Annotated in this window: 13 protein-coding genes; all 13 read right to left on the minus strand. The window is 39.7% G+C overall.

Annotated elements, in window-relative coordinates:
* Genes ACEXOE_RS15030 through ACEXOE_RS15090 form a run of 13 tightly spaced genes read right to left on the minus strand, consistent with a single transcriptional unit; the run spans window position 1 to window position 13966 of the window.
* On the minus strand, window positions 1–762 hold the full coding sequence (locus tag ACEXOE_RS15030) for a hypothetical protein (RefSeq protein WP_394749655.1): 762 nt from the start codon (window positions 760–762) through the stop codon (window positions 1–3).
* 18 nt (window positions 763–780) lie between these two features.
* Complete coding sequence (locus ACEXOE_RS15035; RefSeq protein WP_394749656.1) at window positions 781–4395, minus strand: hypothetical protein; 3615 nt, start codon at window positions 4393–4395, stop codon at window positions 781–783.
* A 22-nt stretch (window positions 4396–4417) separates the two neighbouring features.
* A complete protein-coding gene (locus tag ACEXOE_RS15040; RefSeq protein ID WP_394749657.1) occupies window positions 4418–4900 on the minus strand; it encodes a GPW/gp25 family protein in 483 nt (160 codons plus the stop codon).
* An 11-nt stretch (window positions 4901–4911) separates the two neighbouring features.
* The gene (gene vgrG / locus ACEXOE_RS15045) at window positions 4912–6696 is read right to left on the minus strand and encodes a type VI secretion system tip protein VgrG (protein WP_394749658.1); all 1785 of its coding nucleotides are present in this window, start codon (window positions 6694–6696) and stop codon (window positions 4912–4914) included.
* A gap of 7 nt (window positions 6697–6703) precedes the next feature.
* Complete coding sequence (locus ACEXOE_RS15050; RefSeq protein ID WP_394749659.1) at window positions 6704–7381, minus strand: CIS tube protein; 678 nt, start codon at window positions 7379–7381, stop codon at window positions 6704–6706.
* 1 nt (window position 7382) lies between these two features.
* Window positions 7383–7541, minus strand: a complete 159-nt coding sequence (locus ACEXOE_RS15055; RefSeq protein WP_394749660.1) for a DUF5908 family protein — start codon at window positions 7539–7541, stop codon at window positions 7383–7385.
* Between the two features lie 4 nt (window positions 7542–7545).
* The gene (locus ACEXOE_RS15060) at window positions 7546–7992 is read right to left on the minus strand and encodes a phage tail protein (RefSeq protein WP_394749661.1); all 447 of its coding nucleotides are present in this window, start codon (window positions 7990–7992) and stop codon (window positions 7546–7548) included.
* A gap of 2 nt (window positions 7993–7994) precedes the next feature.
* Window positions 7995–8456, minus strand: a complete 462-nt coding sequence (locus tag ACEXOE_RS15065; protein ID WP_394749662.1) for a phage tail protein — start codon at window positions 8454–8456, stop codon at window positions 7995–7997.
* A gap of 47 nt (window positions 8457–8503) precedes the next feature.
* The gene (locus tag ACEXOE_RS15070; protein ID WP_394749663.1) at window positions 8504–10288 is read right to left on the minus strand and encodes a phage tail sheath family protein; all 1785 of its coding nucleotides are present in this window, start codon (window positions 10286–10288) and stop codon (window positions 8504–8506) included.
* An 18-nt stretch (window positions 10289–10306) separates the two neighbouring features.
* On the minus strand, window positions 10307–11323 hold the full coding sequence (locus ACEXOE_RS15075; RefSeq protein ID WP_394749664.1) for a hypothetical protein: 1017 nt from the start codon (window positions 11321–11323) through the stop codon (window positions 10307–10309).
* A gap of 2 nt (window positions 11324–11325) precedes the next feature.
* Window positions 11326–11904: a DUF4255 domain-containing protein gene (locus ACEXOE_RS15080; RefSeq protein ID WP_394749665.1), complete on the minus strand. Its 579-nt coding sequence runs from the start codon at window positions 11902–11904 to the stop codon at window positions 11326–11328.
* Window positions 11901–12203, minus strand: a complete 303-nt coding sequence (locus ACEXOE_RS15085; protein ID WP_394749666.1) for a hypothetical protein — start codon at window positions 12201–12203, stop codon at window positions 11901–11903. The genes ACEXOE_RS15080 and ACEXOE_RS15085 overlap by 4 nt, the downstream gene beginning before the upstream one ends.
* A complete protein-coding gene (locus ACEXOE_RS15090; protein WP_394749667.1) occupies window positions 12200–13966 on the minus strand; it encodes a glycosyl hydrolase family 18 protein in 1767 nt (588 codons plus the stop codon). Before ACEXOE_RS15090 ends, ACEXOE_RS15085 begins: the two co-directional genes overlap by 4 nt.
* Window positions 13967–14336: the final 370 nt, after the last annotated feature.

The following is a 14336-nucleotide window of genomic DNA, read 5'->3' on the forward strand; positions in this document are numbered from 1 at the left end:
TTACTCGTTCTTATTAAAAAAATTCAAGGTATCGGTATCCCATAATTTGGTCATATAGAAGTTTATATGATGTCCTACACCATAGTCCGAACGTGTTTTTACTTCCAATTTAAAATTCTTGATTTTCCCACTAAATCGAATAGCGATCTTGTTCCAGAACCAACCATAATGGGCTTGCGTTCTACGAATTCTGTGATGCGACCGTCCGAACGTACTCAGGGCATGCGCATGTAGTAGTGCGTATTTGCCCGTATTCTTTTTCCCTACCTGGGCCAGGACTTCAAAGGCCACACAACCATTCAGTTCATCTGCAATAGTATGCCAATTGCCATCTGCACGTACAGAGCCCAATTTATAGGTCCCTATACGCGCGTTCATTCCCAGGGTTCCATTTACTTCCAATTGGGTTCTTGGAGTTTCTGTCCCAATACCTATGGCTCCAGATTTCTGGAAATACATAGCAGTAGTACTGTTCTCTTTAGCTGTAGGAGTCAAAATAGATAGCCCCTTGTCACCGCTTTGATTTAAAGCAATACTCCATTCTGCCAATTCGTCCTCAATATTGTCATAAAAACTAATCAAATGATCAGATTCCTTGCCTTGTGGAGATAAAATCAATCCATCTTCCGGTGTTTTGGATATCCCATCGTCTATTTTGTTGACCATGGAATCTATTAAACTGGCAAAATTACTTTCTTTGGGCCTTGCACCGGCACTGAAGAACGCTTTTAAGCTATTTCTATCCAATAGTTTTATTTTCATAGGTAAGGTATATAAGGTTTATTCTATTTTAAAAGTCAATATGCTATGATCACCCGGAGTAGGTTTTTGATCATCCTTTAGTTTTTCTTCTGACAACTCCGCCTCCCCATTCTTAACATCATCATTATTTTCACCATTATTATTTCCATCATCCTTTTCAATGATATAGTCCACGCCCACTTGAAGGTTTTGTGTCTCTATTTCTTCCATCGTTCCTTCTTCCAAAATTGTGGGTAGAAAAATATTATGTCTTGTTTCTGGAGTCAAAATGGCCCATGGGGTCGTAGGTTTCACTTCACTGTTCTCAAGATGGGTTTTCAAGCTAAACTTATTGATGCCACGCTTTACAATATGTTCAATATCCAGATTCTTTACTGATTTTATATAAGGCAGATGTTCTATATGACTCACGAGCATTCTGGGCACTACTGTGGCCCCAATCCCCATTACGGCAGTTTCTCCTGTAAGGGTAAGGGGACTCAAATATTCATTTATAACGGTATTGAGTTTATTCATGTAATAGCCCCCCATATCCTTTTCCTCAAACTCCACAACACAATTAACCAATACCCATTCAACGCTAGGGTTTCTCACTTCAACATTGATGAAAGAATTGCATTTTGTTCTAATAAATGCTTCCATTCTGTACAATTCATCCACATTAAAATACCAATGATGGTGATAGGCCCATTTTTCTCCCAAAACGACAAGGGTTACTTCTCCAGCAAGCGGATTAAAATCCTTATCTAAATTTGTGCACTTCACTACTTCTACTTCATGAAAGTATTGTAACAGCAATTGTTCATAATCTTTTAAGGTAACCGCCCTATCCTTGTGCCGTAATCGCTGGCTGACCCTGGTATAAAATTGTTCGGGTGTTCCTGCCAATTTTCCGCCATAAGAAGCCGCTGGTTGTATGAGCTGTTTTATGCCCGATATCTTATTTTTTAATTTGTTAATAGTCCCCGCGGGAAGCTGTTTCCCAATAACCTCTTCAGATTCATCCATACAACTGGCCGTTACGGCATTGGGATACAAATGGGTAATTACGGGGTAAATATAAGCATCGGCCTTAGCCATAATACGCAATTCATATATCCCATTTTCTTGAGGTTGTATGGCATTGGGAAGCACCAATTCTATGATACCCGAATTTGTCAATTGCCCTGTACCATCCGAAATAATATGTTTTTTATCCAAGGTTTCCCAACGATCTGCTGTTTTGTACTGGAGACATACATTGCCCTGCTGTCTATTATGTTCCGGATGTACATTCCACAAATCAAAATACATGGATATGGTCGTTTGAGGTTCAATTCCAGTCAAGTCAATATAAAGGTATCCCTCCCCTTCAAAACTCGGCACCATGGTATTTTTGAACACTTTGCTATCACTTATTATTTTGCGTGTTCCAAAAGGTGTTATATGAACAAAATCTCCCAATAATGTCCCTGAACTATCTGAACTGGAGAAAGATTTATTGAAATACATAACATCATTAGCGCTATAATCCAAACTTAGCTCCTTCACTTTAGGAACAAAGGGGCGTCTTGGTAGCGGAAGCATTTCTTTATGTTTTGCGTTATGCATGGCCACCTCCATATAGTTCTTTTGAAACAGATCATGGCCAAAGGCATATTCTGGAGTGTGAAGCATTAAACGTATAAATCCGCTTTCTGTATGCACATTAAATGTGAGAGGATCCTTTATGTTAAAATTCCTAGAGAACTCAAAAGGCCCCATCTCTTTTACTTCTATTTCTCGTTTAGAAACTACGATGGAGGTATCATAACCTTCAGGGCTCAGACAAGTTTCTGTTTCAAATAAATCAACAAGATGTCCATCCTTTGGATTCTCCGGAAACCAGAAGCCATTAGACAAGGCTTGTATTGCCACTTTAAAGGAAGTATTATCAAAATCTTCGGCATATGCCTCATAGTAGGTTTCAAAACCTCCATAGTTCCTTGGTATATTGTCCCATTCAATATGTATGTTGAAGTCCTTTATGGCTTTTTTGAACAACTCACTCTTTCCTATCATCAGATATCCCCCCACGGAAGGAGAAGGTCCAAAAAGATCAAATGACTTGGCTAAGGGCATTTTACCAATATTGTTATATAGCGTAAGGTTTTTGATTCCACTCACCGCTACATCGAGTTCAATGGAATACAACTCCATACCCCTAAAAAAAGAATACGCATATATTGGGGCATATTCATCCAACAACACTTTCACCATAGGCCATTTTGAATGTTGCGCTTCCGATACCAAAGAAGCCATTGGTGGAGCACTGATACCCAATACAAATTGTAAGCAAAAACTATGTTGGTCCGGATTTATGGAAAGTTCGTAAGACGTTACAGATTCCCATCCTTTTATACTGGTATAGCCTACTTTAAAACTCTTTTCAAACACCTTATTAAAAGCAATATCCAAAGGCACTTTTTCATTATTCACAATCTCTTGCAGCAACTTCCAGAAAATGCCGTTCCAAGATTCTTCTTCAAATACAAAGGTTATAGAAATGCTACGTCTTCCATCTTCCAAAGACAATATTGGCGCTCCAATCATACATCCAATATCTGCAGTGCTTTCCTTCGTGATTTCGGAAGTGATCAGAATATCCTGATCGGCGCCAAATAAGGGCCACTTTTTTTTCGCCATTCCTTTCTTACTGTTCAGCGGAATTTCTCTTTTTAAAACATTGGAAACAATAGGGCGATCAGTGCCAACTTGTATATACGGATTCTTATTAAAATAAAGCGTTCGCAATGCTGTTATGCGAATGGGATTTGCCAAAATGGGTTTTTCTGTATGAAAAAAAACGTCTTTATTACTTCCAAATAGTTTTCCGGCCGAAAGGGATGTTTCTTGTGGAATTTCAATATCCTTTGCGCCAGATGCCACTTCAAAACAAATGACCGCGGTAGTAGAAATACCTTCATCCAAAGTCTGTCTCAGTACATCTTCATAGTAAAAATCCAGATGACGTTGGGAAATGGCATTAATATCTTTCTGTATTTTCTGGTAGAGCAACGCAAAGGCAATATACATAGCACTATGGGGACTATGGTTCTTTTTTGTAAAAACGTGATGCCTCAAATAGTGACGCGTAAAATCTTGAATGTGTAGTATGGATTTCCTAAAAGTATTGCCAATCTCTTCCAAAGAAACTTGCTGTGGAGGCGCTGGAATCCCTAGAAGTTGTTCTTTTTTCTGGCTGTAGGCGCTCAACACATCCCTTTTATCCTTTAGGACATCTATCATAATATTCTTAATCTTATTGGCCAAGACCTTCTCGTTCAAATTTTTGAGATTCCTGTGCCAATCCTCTATTTTGGAGTACCAATGTAACAATACCATGATGATATGCTCATCGGGCATCTTATGCGCCCTAAGATATACCGGTTCCTCAACGATCATGGCCATATAAATTACAGGGTCGTTCAGAACCAGAGCCTCCCAATTCCCATCTAAACTATTGTCTGTATCGTAAAAATTAATATGCCTTAAGTAGGAACAGATATAGGCCAAAATAGTTTCAAAAGACCGATCATCTATCTTAAAATTTTGATGAAGGGGATGGTCCTTTTTTATATGGTTCCGTATGGTTCCTTTTCGCCTTTCTAGCATCCGACTAAATTGTGTGGGTTAATTAGGAGTCCGCAGTCCGTACTGAGGATTCATGATTTTTTACAGCCGTGGTTTTTTCTCTATATAACAATGGAATATCCGTGCCCTCGACCTTGTAATATGGAAATACCAAATTGAAGCGTGTGTTCGATAAAGGAACCTTATAATCCAGATGAATCCTAATAATTCCTTCGAGATAATCTGACTCATCCAAGCGTATTGCCAGCAATTTAATCCGAGGTTCAAATTTGAGTATGGCCGTGCGAATCACTTCTTTGATCAAATGCTCTCTGGAATTCGAAATTGATTCAAACAAATAGGTATACAGATCACAACCGTACTTAGGTTGCATAATGCGTTCCCCTAATCTGGTATGCAACAAAATTCTCAAGGATTGCCGGATATCTTCTTCATTGGACACCATGGCAACCCCGGATTTAACGTCATTGTGAAAAGTTGGCGGAAAAGCCCAGCCAGTTCCTAGGAATGATTTCTTTGTATCCATTATAATTATTTTTAATTAAGATTCACCATTGTTCCCTTTACATTGGTCTGACCGCTACTGCTCACCGTACATTCGGTATTACCGCTTATTGAAACCGATTGATTGGCCGATGCATCTATGGTACCTCCGCTAATGTCCACACTATTATCTGCCTTTACCGTTATGGAAGAAGCTTGTATTGTTAGATCATCTGCAGCTTTAATAGTCATACTCGATTTACTTTCTATAGTAATTCCGCTATCGTTCAGCTGTATTTGGTTCTCGTTCTCATCGGTGATCGTCACTCCCTTATCGGCATCACTGATTACCAAAGTATTTTTATTTGGGGTCACTAAGGTCATTACGACATTCTCATCGTCAAACTGAAATTGCAATTGACTCTTGGTCATCAACATCTTAATATTATTATTGGCATCTTCTATAGGGACAGGTGGTGGTAGAGCGCTACTATATACACTTCCAAGAATAATGGGAAATCTGGGATCTCCGTCAATAAAACCAACAATAACCTCATCGCCTTCCTCTGGGTAGAAAAAAGCACCAAAATTTTCACTTGCATAGAATGTGGAGAGTCTTGCCCACAACATTTCCGTTTTATTATTGATTACCGGAATCTGTACCTGAACCCGGAATTCCTTCTCATCTTCGTCGTATATCGATTGAACCTTTCCTACCTGAAGTCCTTTTACACCTTTTAATGCTCCGGAAGCTACAGATCCAGAGGAAGAAGCAACCTTCTCACTAAACCATTCTTTGGAGAGCCCTATGGTCACTTCCGTTTTCCATTGCCCGTCACTTAAACTATGTGATACTGCAGACACATAGGCGTTGCCATTAAACCGAGTCCCCAATCCTTCCAAAGAAATCATTGAATTTGCTTTTATACTAGATGAGCCTTGAAATGATATGTTGCCCTGAAAGCGACTCAGCCTATATTTTAGCATGGCGGCATCTGCCCAAGACTGCGTCTCTTCTTGTGTCAACGGCACGGCCGCATTTAGCTCGTTTGAGGCCGAAAGCACATCATCCAACTCGGAAACGGAAAGATCTCCCTGCTTATTCAATGATGGTTCGCTAGCAGAAACACTGACTTGCTCTTGTTGATCAACATCCCAATAACTCCCTGAAACCGATTCATATTGATCCGTAGTTTCAAGTTTGGTATCCATTTCCAGAATATCACGTCCGTATTTTAATCCTATTTCCGGAGTAGCATCCACAGGAGGTTTGGCTACAGTAAGTGTCCCCTTATCCGTAACTACCACCATACCGTTCAACTCGGCTCTATTGACGATAAAATCCCAATCGGTGGCATTGTACTGCACAATGCTCTCATGTTCCACCTCAGTCTCGGCAATGCTTTTGGAAAGTTTGAGTGTACTGGCAATCTGCTCCATAGCATCACTATCTTTTTTATTTTCCAAGACCAATTTAGATTTGGATTTTGTTGCTTTTACCACACTGTCTTTACAACTGATCTGTAGGGTGGTTCCCGAGTCTCCGATTTGGATGGATTGGGTTACTACTATACCCGAGAATACTTTTTCATTATTTCCATTATAGCCCAAACTAATCTCTATTTTCACTCCCGGTTCAAAGGTACCGGCATCTGTAATCTTGAACATTTGATCTGCTGCGTTACCATCCCTTAACGTAATCTGTGCCGTAGCGATAACATTGATCTCTTGGGATATGCTAATGCTGGTAACTCCATAGGTATCTGGAATAGGGCTACCGTCGGACTCTATGGTATACGATAAAATAGTATTTCCTTCCTGTATTGGGGAATTGGCCATATTTCAATTATTTTAGGGGAGGTAGATAGATTTCCGACCCCGGTTTCAATGTTCTGAAATTTAAAATGTTATTGTATTGGGCTACTTCCAAATAATAATCGCTATCTCCATATACCCTATAACAAATGAGTGGTAAAGTGTCCCCTTCTTTGACCACTACAAGATGGGTAAGGTCTGGTGAATGGTTATTAGCTTCCTTCGCAATAATATCTGCATCTACAGCTTCCTCAAAACTTACGGTCAACTTTGCCCTTAACGGAGTACCATCATCTTTAAACAAGGTATAAGAGATGCTCAAGGAAATCAACTTGCACTTAAAAACGAGGGATCCCCATGAAATGATCAGATAATTGGGCTCGTGAATATCCCCATTGTAGGTAAAACAAACTTCTTTGAATTTTTGTATCTGCTCGTCAACGCTGGTCGGTGAACTTAAACTGACCACCGAAGTGGGGCGAACAGCTCCCGTAGCGTCAAAATAGATATCAAAGGATACTTTTTCAGGAGGGGTACCCTTAAACCATATGGTGGTTCCCGGAGTGCCCAGTGCCTGATAATTGTTATAGTTTGTAGTATGTTCATGTGTATAAGAGGCGGGATTGATCTGTACCTCGCATTTAGAGATGCCCGAACCCGAGTATTCACTGCTCGAATATGCCGTAATTTGCATTAAGTTTTTGGCCATCTTAACGTTCTTTAATTTTTTCCAATTGCCGTTTCACTTCTTTTCTGCAGCTTTCGGCTATGGTTTTTTTAAGTGCTTCCATATTGAGAGGTGCCGTTTTTTCGGCTGTAGGTTCCCCTACTTTTACTTTTATCACAAGTTCTCTAATTTCTACAGGCATACCATTATACGATTACGGAATAGTCAAAACTGAGTTCCAGGGTTTCTATTAGAATTTCATTATTCATCGAATTCAATGGGGAAAACTCCCATTTTACCGGCCAAGCATTGATAAAACTCCAATTTTTAACGGGAATACTATTCTCATTTAAGAGACTCAACAGTACCGTCTGTGTTGTTATAGGAACAGACAACCCACCTACCAAAGTGGCTTCGCACCACAGTGATAAAGGGGAAACCAGTGTACTTACTCCTCTTTTTAATACGAGGTTCTGATATTTTGCTCCGGTAGGAACCCGGTGTTTAAACCGGTTTTCCCCACCTTCTGCAATTTCTTCGACCCCCATTTCAACTTGTAAGCCGGACACTTCTTTAAACGAGGTATCCAACAATCCAGATAAGGCTGGAATTGAAAGTCTAAAATAAAAACCTGTTATTGGATAGTCGCTCATGATCAACCGTTGGCTATGGTCAATCCTTCATGTGCCAATTCCAAGGTCTCTACGGCAACTTCATTCCCATCTGATTTTAGGTCCGTACCTGTTATTTTGGTTGGCCATGCATTCGTTAAGGTCCAAGTCATCGTAGGTGCCCCGGTCTGATCTAATAATTGAATGACCACGGTTTCTCTTTTTATGGTATTCATCTTAATAGCATCGTACCATTTCCAAAAATTATTGTCTTTTACAAAAATTCCTTTTTTCAAAGTAACGTTCCCTACCTTAGCAATACCGGGCATTTTTATCGGGCTGAACGTTTTGCTATCTCCATGCCGATATTCTATAATTTGGGTTTCCGTATCTAATCCTGATACTTCTTGAAATGAGGCCGTGTTGTCCTGAGATCCTAAATTAACGGTAAAATAAAACTTGGGCAACGGCCATACTGCACCTTGTGCTGATCCATCTTCTGCCATGATTATATATTTTTAAATTGATTATTTTGATTTTCTAAGTGATCCGATTATCCTTTTTGCATTTCCTGCTGGAAGGTAATCTCTATAAATTCTGCTGGATGCGATACGGCTACTTTCACGGCCACAATCATTTTTCCCATAAGGATGTCTTCACCGGTCATGGTGCTTCCCAATCCTACACTTACTGAAAAAGCATCTGCTGGTTTAGGTCCTACCAAACCGCCTTGGTTCCAAAGGCCCAATAAAAAGTTACTGATCATACTCTTTACGGATACCCAAGTATTTGCATCATTGGGAGCAAATACATAAGCCCTCGCCGCTTCTTTTATGGACTGTTCTATATAAATCAAGGTTCTCCTGACATTCACATAGCGCCAATCATTGGAATTTCCATCCATGGTGCGTGCCCCCCATACCAAAACGCCATATCCTGGAAAAGAGCGAATAGCACAAACGGACTTTCCGTCCAAAGGCACATTAAGATCTTCCTGTGCCTGAAGATCTATCTTCTCGGCCGGGGAGACTACACTTTGTACGGCAACATTGGCAGGCGCTACCCATACTCCTTCATTGTTATCTACCGTAGTATAGATTCCGGCCATGGCTGCACTTGGAGGCATCAAATTAAGATGGTCCAACATGTGATTCAATAACAGTTTATAGGATTTGCTCAAGTTTTTCAGTACAGCATCTGCCTTTTCCTGACTGATGGGTTTGGTTACCGGTTTTGTTGCCGTTTTAGAAGTACTCCCTTTTTTAGCAGGAGTAGTACTCTCTTCCACATCCGAAGATGCACCAAATAAAGCCGTTACATACTGTTTCATGGGATTATCCACCATATTCCCGGAAATCTTGTCTTTCACTTGTGGAAACTCATTGTTCAATATAGTCGTTACGGTACTTTGACTTTCCGTGGCTATATTTTTATAGGAAATATCTCCTAGTTGGTTCACCGAAGTATGTAACCAAGGATAATAGGCAGCAGCATAACTATTGAATTTGGGTAAAGTACCGTTGACATTATCACGAAACCCTACAACACTGGAATCTCCCACTTTAGGCTCATTAAAGCCTCCTGGCACATCCAATAATGCAACTCTCTTCAGCATCTCCCCACAATGATTGATCATTTGCGACTGAAGACCATAGCACAGTTTATATTTTTCGCCCCACTCCTTTTGGGTATCATCCTTTAATTCCACAGCATCGGGAATCACGATCATGGTAGGTTCTTCTTCTTTTTCCAACACTTTAAGGGCATCTTCAAAGGGCCCACTTTCCGATAAGGCCGTAAGCGTATAATCATAGGCCCCAGTGGAGATAATATAGCAAGTACCTCCTCCATTTTCATAGAAGAAATGAATGGCACTGTGCATACGGTAGTTTACTGTTGTGGTCGTAAGATTATAATCAGCCCCTCCAACTGAAAAATCTGGTGTTTTTGCTGTAGATGGTTCTCCCTCTGTCTTAGTTTCTCCTTTGGGATCTGCCTTCGGATCTGCTTTAGGAGCTGGCTTTGTGTCCGCTTTAGGAGCGGGCTTTAGATCTTTTTTTTCTTCTTTGGTTTCGCCATCCGTGGGAGCACCTCCTACCTGCGTGATACTGAATTGAATTTTTGGCGCCTCTTTGGCAACGTTTACAAAAATGGCATAGTAATCTGCCAAGGAGGTTATTCTCACCGCCCGATTTACTAGATTTTTACCATTGTAACTGCTCTGATCCGTATATCCTATAAAGACAGGAATCGCGGTGGGAACAGGAACAACAGCATTGCCAAAGGCATCCAACTCTTGGATATACACCCCTGGGGTCTTTCTTGCTGTTACTGACATTCTTTTAATAATTAAAGGTTAGACATAAACTATTATTTGGGAATAAAAACTATTCCCATTCGGTTCTATTTTGGTTTTCATATTTGTAATACTTGGTAAAGGCATTTTGATATCCATGTCCAATACCGTATCTGAAAAATCATTGGTATACTGCATTTTCAGCAAGGGGGACCTTGTTGCCTTTTCCTGTAATTTCAAAGGTTCTGGAGATGTGAATATTCGGGCTTTCTGTGCTCCAATAGTTTGCATCTCAGGTCCAGAGAATGGGGCACCATCAACGCCTTCCACTATAATATTTTTAATATTTATTTTTTTATCCTCAGCGACAATTACATGATATTGCCAGTACACTTGCCTTACCTCAAAATTGATGCTAAGTCCAAGTATATTATCTCCACCTAACAGAGGCAGCAGCAAAGGCATTTGAAGGTGAACAAGCCCAAAACAACCCTCTTGAACAGCTTCTGCACTGCCTATAAAGTTTTTAGACCATTTTCCATTGATCCATAGCTCATAAATTCCTGTCCCATAGACACGGAGGTCAACAATCATGACCTGCTGGTTTTCCATACTTGTCTCATTGAAAATTTCTTCCCCGTCTTTCTTTTTAACTTGTACGACAACGGGAGTAGAAGCTCCTAAATCCACAGTAAAACGCAAACCTTGCATAGGAAGATATTCCGTAGCATCTGTCATTTCCAAAGGTGCCTGTTTCTTATTGGTCAGGTAGAGTAGATTGTCTTCTTCCTTAGCTGAAGTATTTGCGGTATAGTTTCTGAAGTAAGGGTCTGTATTGATCAATTGAAAGTATAAATCCCTTGTCGGAAGGATGTCTTCCCATTTCTTGCTTGCATCCCCTTCTACATACATGAGATACCGATTATTCATAGGCCGCAAACGAATACCATAATTTTTTAGGATGCTTCCCGTATCTGACAGGGGTATCAATTGAAAAACTTTACATTCCCCTTGATCGAAATACCCGTGGGATATCTCCAAACTAAGCCAATGACGAAACGTTCCTGTTCTACTCATATCTATTTCTTTAAGGCATTTCCGGCAAGGCCGCTGACTTCTGGGATTTCTTCTTTGATTTGTCCTTTTTGTATTCCTACCATGCGTACTTTATAGATCATGGAAGGCACATACTTGGCCCCGATACCACTCCAAACATGGCTCAATTCCTGTATGGGGATGTTATATATCTCAAATGTTAAACGATCGATAGACGCATCAAGATCGGGGTAATTGGCCGTGGTAAAAATGAAAGACGATTGAAAAAATCCAATAACTGCGGAAAGCATCTTCACTGCCTCCAGATAATTTTGCGAATTGTAATTTGCCGATACCAATAAGTAAATATTCAAATAGATCGGTGGGTTTACTTTACTAAAATTTCCTTGATGATCGGGAATATATCCCCCTACATTCTTTACATTGGTCTCATGTTCCAAGTTGATGATGGAGAGCACTACTTTGTTTTCAATATTATCAGTAACGCTTCCATCCAGGTTAATGAGGCTCCCGGCTACTACAATATCATCCGTCAGACCATAGGTCATTTTCAGATTCCTGTTTAAAAAATTGGTAATAAAAAGTAATGCCTTATCTATCATTTTTTATTTTCTAAATGAGTTTTTACCGCCATGGCAACGATTCTTGAAAAATAAACCCCTATGACACATAGTATAAATAGGGTCTTGAACGAAGCGGTGTCACCAGCTATAATCTGTATCACTTCTTGAATGTTATAGAGTTTATATTGTGCAATGACATAGGAACAGATCAATGCCAACACAACACTTATCAATACTACCAGTAACAACCATAACAGTTCTTTGGATGCTATTTTTTTTAGGGTTTCAAGGAGTTTTTTAAACTTCCCTGCACTTTCTTTCAATTCCTTTTCGTTCATGGCAGGTTTTGTTTGAAATATTCTATCAATTTATTGGCGATGTAAAAGGCGAAAGCTCCGAGGACAAAACCAATGATCAATACCACAGTAATATCATTGATCAGGTCCAATAACCTGGTCACCACCACAAGAATGACCATCATAAAGCCCATATAATATGATCTTAAAGCAGTATTGCCAAAAAAGGCACTTCTGGTATTTGGCAGGAACATCGCGGCAACAAAGCCTACGCATCCAAAAAACAACATGAAAGACAAGAGGTATAGTAATACATATTTGTAATCCCCTATATCTGGTAATTTTTCCTCTACTTGATTTATGGTACCCTCGGGGTCATTGAGATGCAACATATCCGAAATGCGCTGCATCAGGGGCTTGCTCACCGTGTCCGTTGGCTGTGTTTTTTCTTCAGAACCACCTTTTTCCTTTGAACCATCATTTGGAAAAGCCTCTTCATTGCTAGCATCTGGAATACTATCCGGATGCATTGCCATTTTTTCACTAATAACCTCCCAGATATCATCATAGCCTTTGTCGTAGCCTAAGGCCCAAATGCCAAGTCCCGCCAATTTTTTATCCTTAATAAAATCAATTTTATAGCTAAAGGTGGAATCATTTTCAAACCAACATTGTCGATACCCATTTTTGCTTCCATCTATGGAATAGGCAGCATAGGCACTTTTACTTACTGGTTCGATAAAAGTAGTTGCCCTAGTTTCAATTTTGGATTTGATGTAGGAATAGGTTCGGGCACCTACATATTTCTTTACCTCGGATTTTAATTTTAAGCTTTGGGTTTCCCAAAGACTCCCATAATTGGGCAATGCCAATAGTAGTTTCGTATTGGGAATACCCTTTTTCATATAGGCATCCACTGAATACTCTAAGTCATAAGGCCACCATTCCTTTCCGCTATCCAAAGGAGCAACGGGTCCGGCTATTTTACTTGTTTTTCCATAATAATCGTATCCCATGATCACGAAACGGTCTACCACTTTAACCAGACTTCCATAGTCCAGGGATTTACTAAAATCCACACTAGGGATGGCCATGTAAATCTTATACTCCTTTAATTTATTGGCGAGGTTAATCATAAAGCTGGTATACCGATCCTTATCTTTCTTTTCCACACCCTCAAAGTCAATACAGACTCCATCTGCCCCACGTTTGGCCAACAGTTCTTGAAGATTGGTTATTAGCTTATCCATAGCCTTTGGGTTTCGTAAAAAGCGCCTGTTGTTGCGGATGCCGAAATTACTTACCGTGAGCAATACTCTTTTGTTAGGATAAGCTCGGATGGAGTCGATCAAATCCGTACTTTCCCAATCATGTGTAGAAATGGCATTTCCTGAGCTAGGGTCCACTTCATAGGAGAAATAGGCCACTGTGGAGAGTAAAGAGAAGTTAATATGCTTATAATAGTTCTTTTCCCAATAGGGATAAAAACCAAAAACCTCATAGCCCAATCGGAAGTCATCCGCAGTTTCAAAAAAAGAAGATTTCAGGTTCATGCTATCCATTCCCATAGCAAAATTCACCCTACTATCTTCTTTTAATAATTTATGGTGTTGATGAATAAATTTGCGGGCTTGTTTGGCCGAATCATTGTGTTGAAACAAGCGTTTAAAAAAACCTGGCTTTTTTGAGTTGACCTTAGCCGTGTCTTGCATAGGCATATAGGTTCCTACGGGAAACATTGCCTGGGCATTGTCCTGAATAAAAAAAATAGAGAATAGGATGAATAGCGTCCTTATCCGTCTCATCTGGAATTTGTAATCAAAGTTTGGTTCGTTATGCTCTCACGGTTCAGGTAATGGAAATCAATGCTATACCAACATGGTGATGCGGTATGCAATTAGAATTTCGATCACATGAATATTTCGGATAAAATAGTGGTCGGGAAAGCTATTTTATATCTCTACAATTTTACGTACAACAGATAGGGGCAATCTTATTAGTGTGAGGGAATATTTCTAAAATAAGATTATTAGTATTACTTTATAAAGTTAATTTTTTATTTACAGTATGCAAATAAATATGATTTAAAAGTAGGTTTTTTTTTACTTTTTAAATGAATTTAGAAGAGTGCCAAAGGTTTCCTTGGGCTATTCATTGAAAAGGCCCCTTAGAAAA

Source organism: Spongiimicrobium salis (genome assembly GCF_043678055.1).
Classification (GTDB): Bacteria; Bacteroidota; Bacteroidia; order Flavobacteriales; family Flavobacteriaceae; genus Spongiimicrobium; species Spongiimicrobium salis.

Bases quoted from the DNA above. Each gene is read 5' to 3' on its own strand.
- ACEXOE_RS15090 (WP_394749667.1), bottom strand. From the start codon at position 13,966: ATGAGACGGATAAGGACGCTATTCATCCTATTCTCTATTTTTTTTATT.
- ACEXOE_RS15050 (WP_394749659.1), bottom strand. From the start codon at position 7,381: ATGGCCAAAAACTTAATGCAAATTACGGCATATTCGAGCAGTGAATAC.
- ACEXOE_RS15035 (WP_394749656.1), bottom strand. From the start codon at position 4,395: ATGCTAGAAAGGCGAAAAGGAACCATACGGAACCATATAAAAAAGGAC.
- ACEXOE_RS15030 (WP_394749655.1), bottom strand. From the start codon at position 762: ATGAAAATAAAACTATTGGATAGAAATAGCTTAAAAGCGTTCTTCAGT.
- ACEXOE_RS15080 (WP_394749665.1), bottom strand. From the start codon at position 11,904: ATGATAGATAAGGCATTACTTTTTATTACCAATTTTTTAAACAGGAAT.
- ACEXOE_RS15085 (WP_394749666.1), bottom strand. From the start codon at position 12,203: ATGAACGAAAAGGAATTGAAAGAAAGTGCAGGGAAGTTTAAAAAACTC.
- ACEXOE_RS15040 (WP_394749657.1), bottom strand. From the start codon at position 4,900: ATGGATACAAAGAAATCATTCCTAGGAACTGGCTGGGCTTTTCCGCCA.
- ACEXOE_RS15060 (WP_394749661.1), bottom strand. From the start codon at position 7,992: ATGAGCGACTATCCAATAACAGGTTTTTATTTTAGACTTTCAATTCCA.
- ACEXOE_RS15055 (WP_394749660.1), bottom strand. From the start codon at position 7,541: ATGCCTGTAGAAATTAGAGAACTTGTGATAAAAGTAAAAGTAGGGGAA.
- ACEXOE_RS15065 (WP_394749662.1), bottom strand. From the start codon at position 8,456: ATGGCAGAAGATGGATCAGCACAAGGTGCAGTATGGCCGTTGCCCAAG.
- ACEXOE_RS15070 (WP_394749663.1), bottom strand. From the start codon at position 10,288: ATGTCAGTAACAGCAAGAAAGACCCCAGGGGTGTATATCCAAGAGTTG.
- vgrG (WP_394749658.1), bottom strand. From the start codon at position 6,696: ATGGCCAATTCCCCAATACAGGAAGGAAATACTATTTTATCGTATACC.
- ACEXOE_RS15075 (WP_394749664.1), bottom strand. From the start codon at position 11,323: ATGAGTAGAACAGGAACGTTTCGTCATTGGCTTAGTTTGGAGATATCC.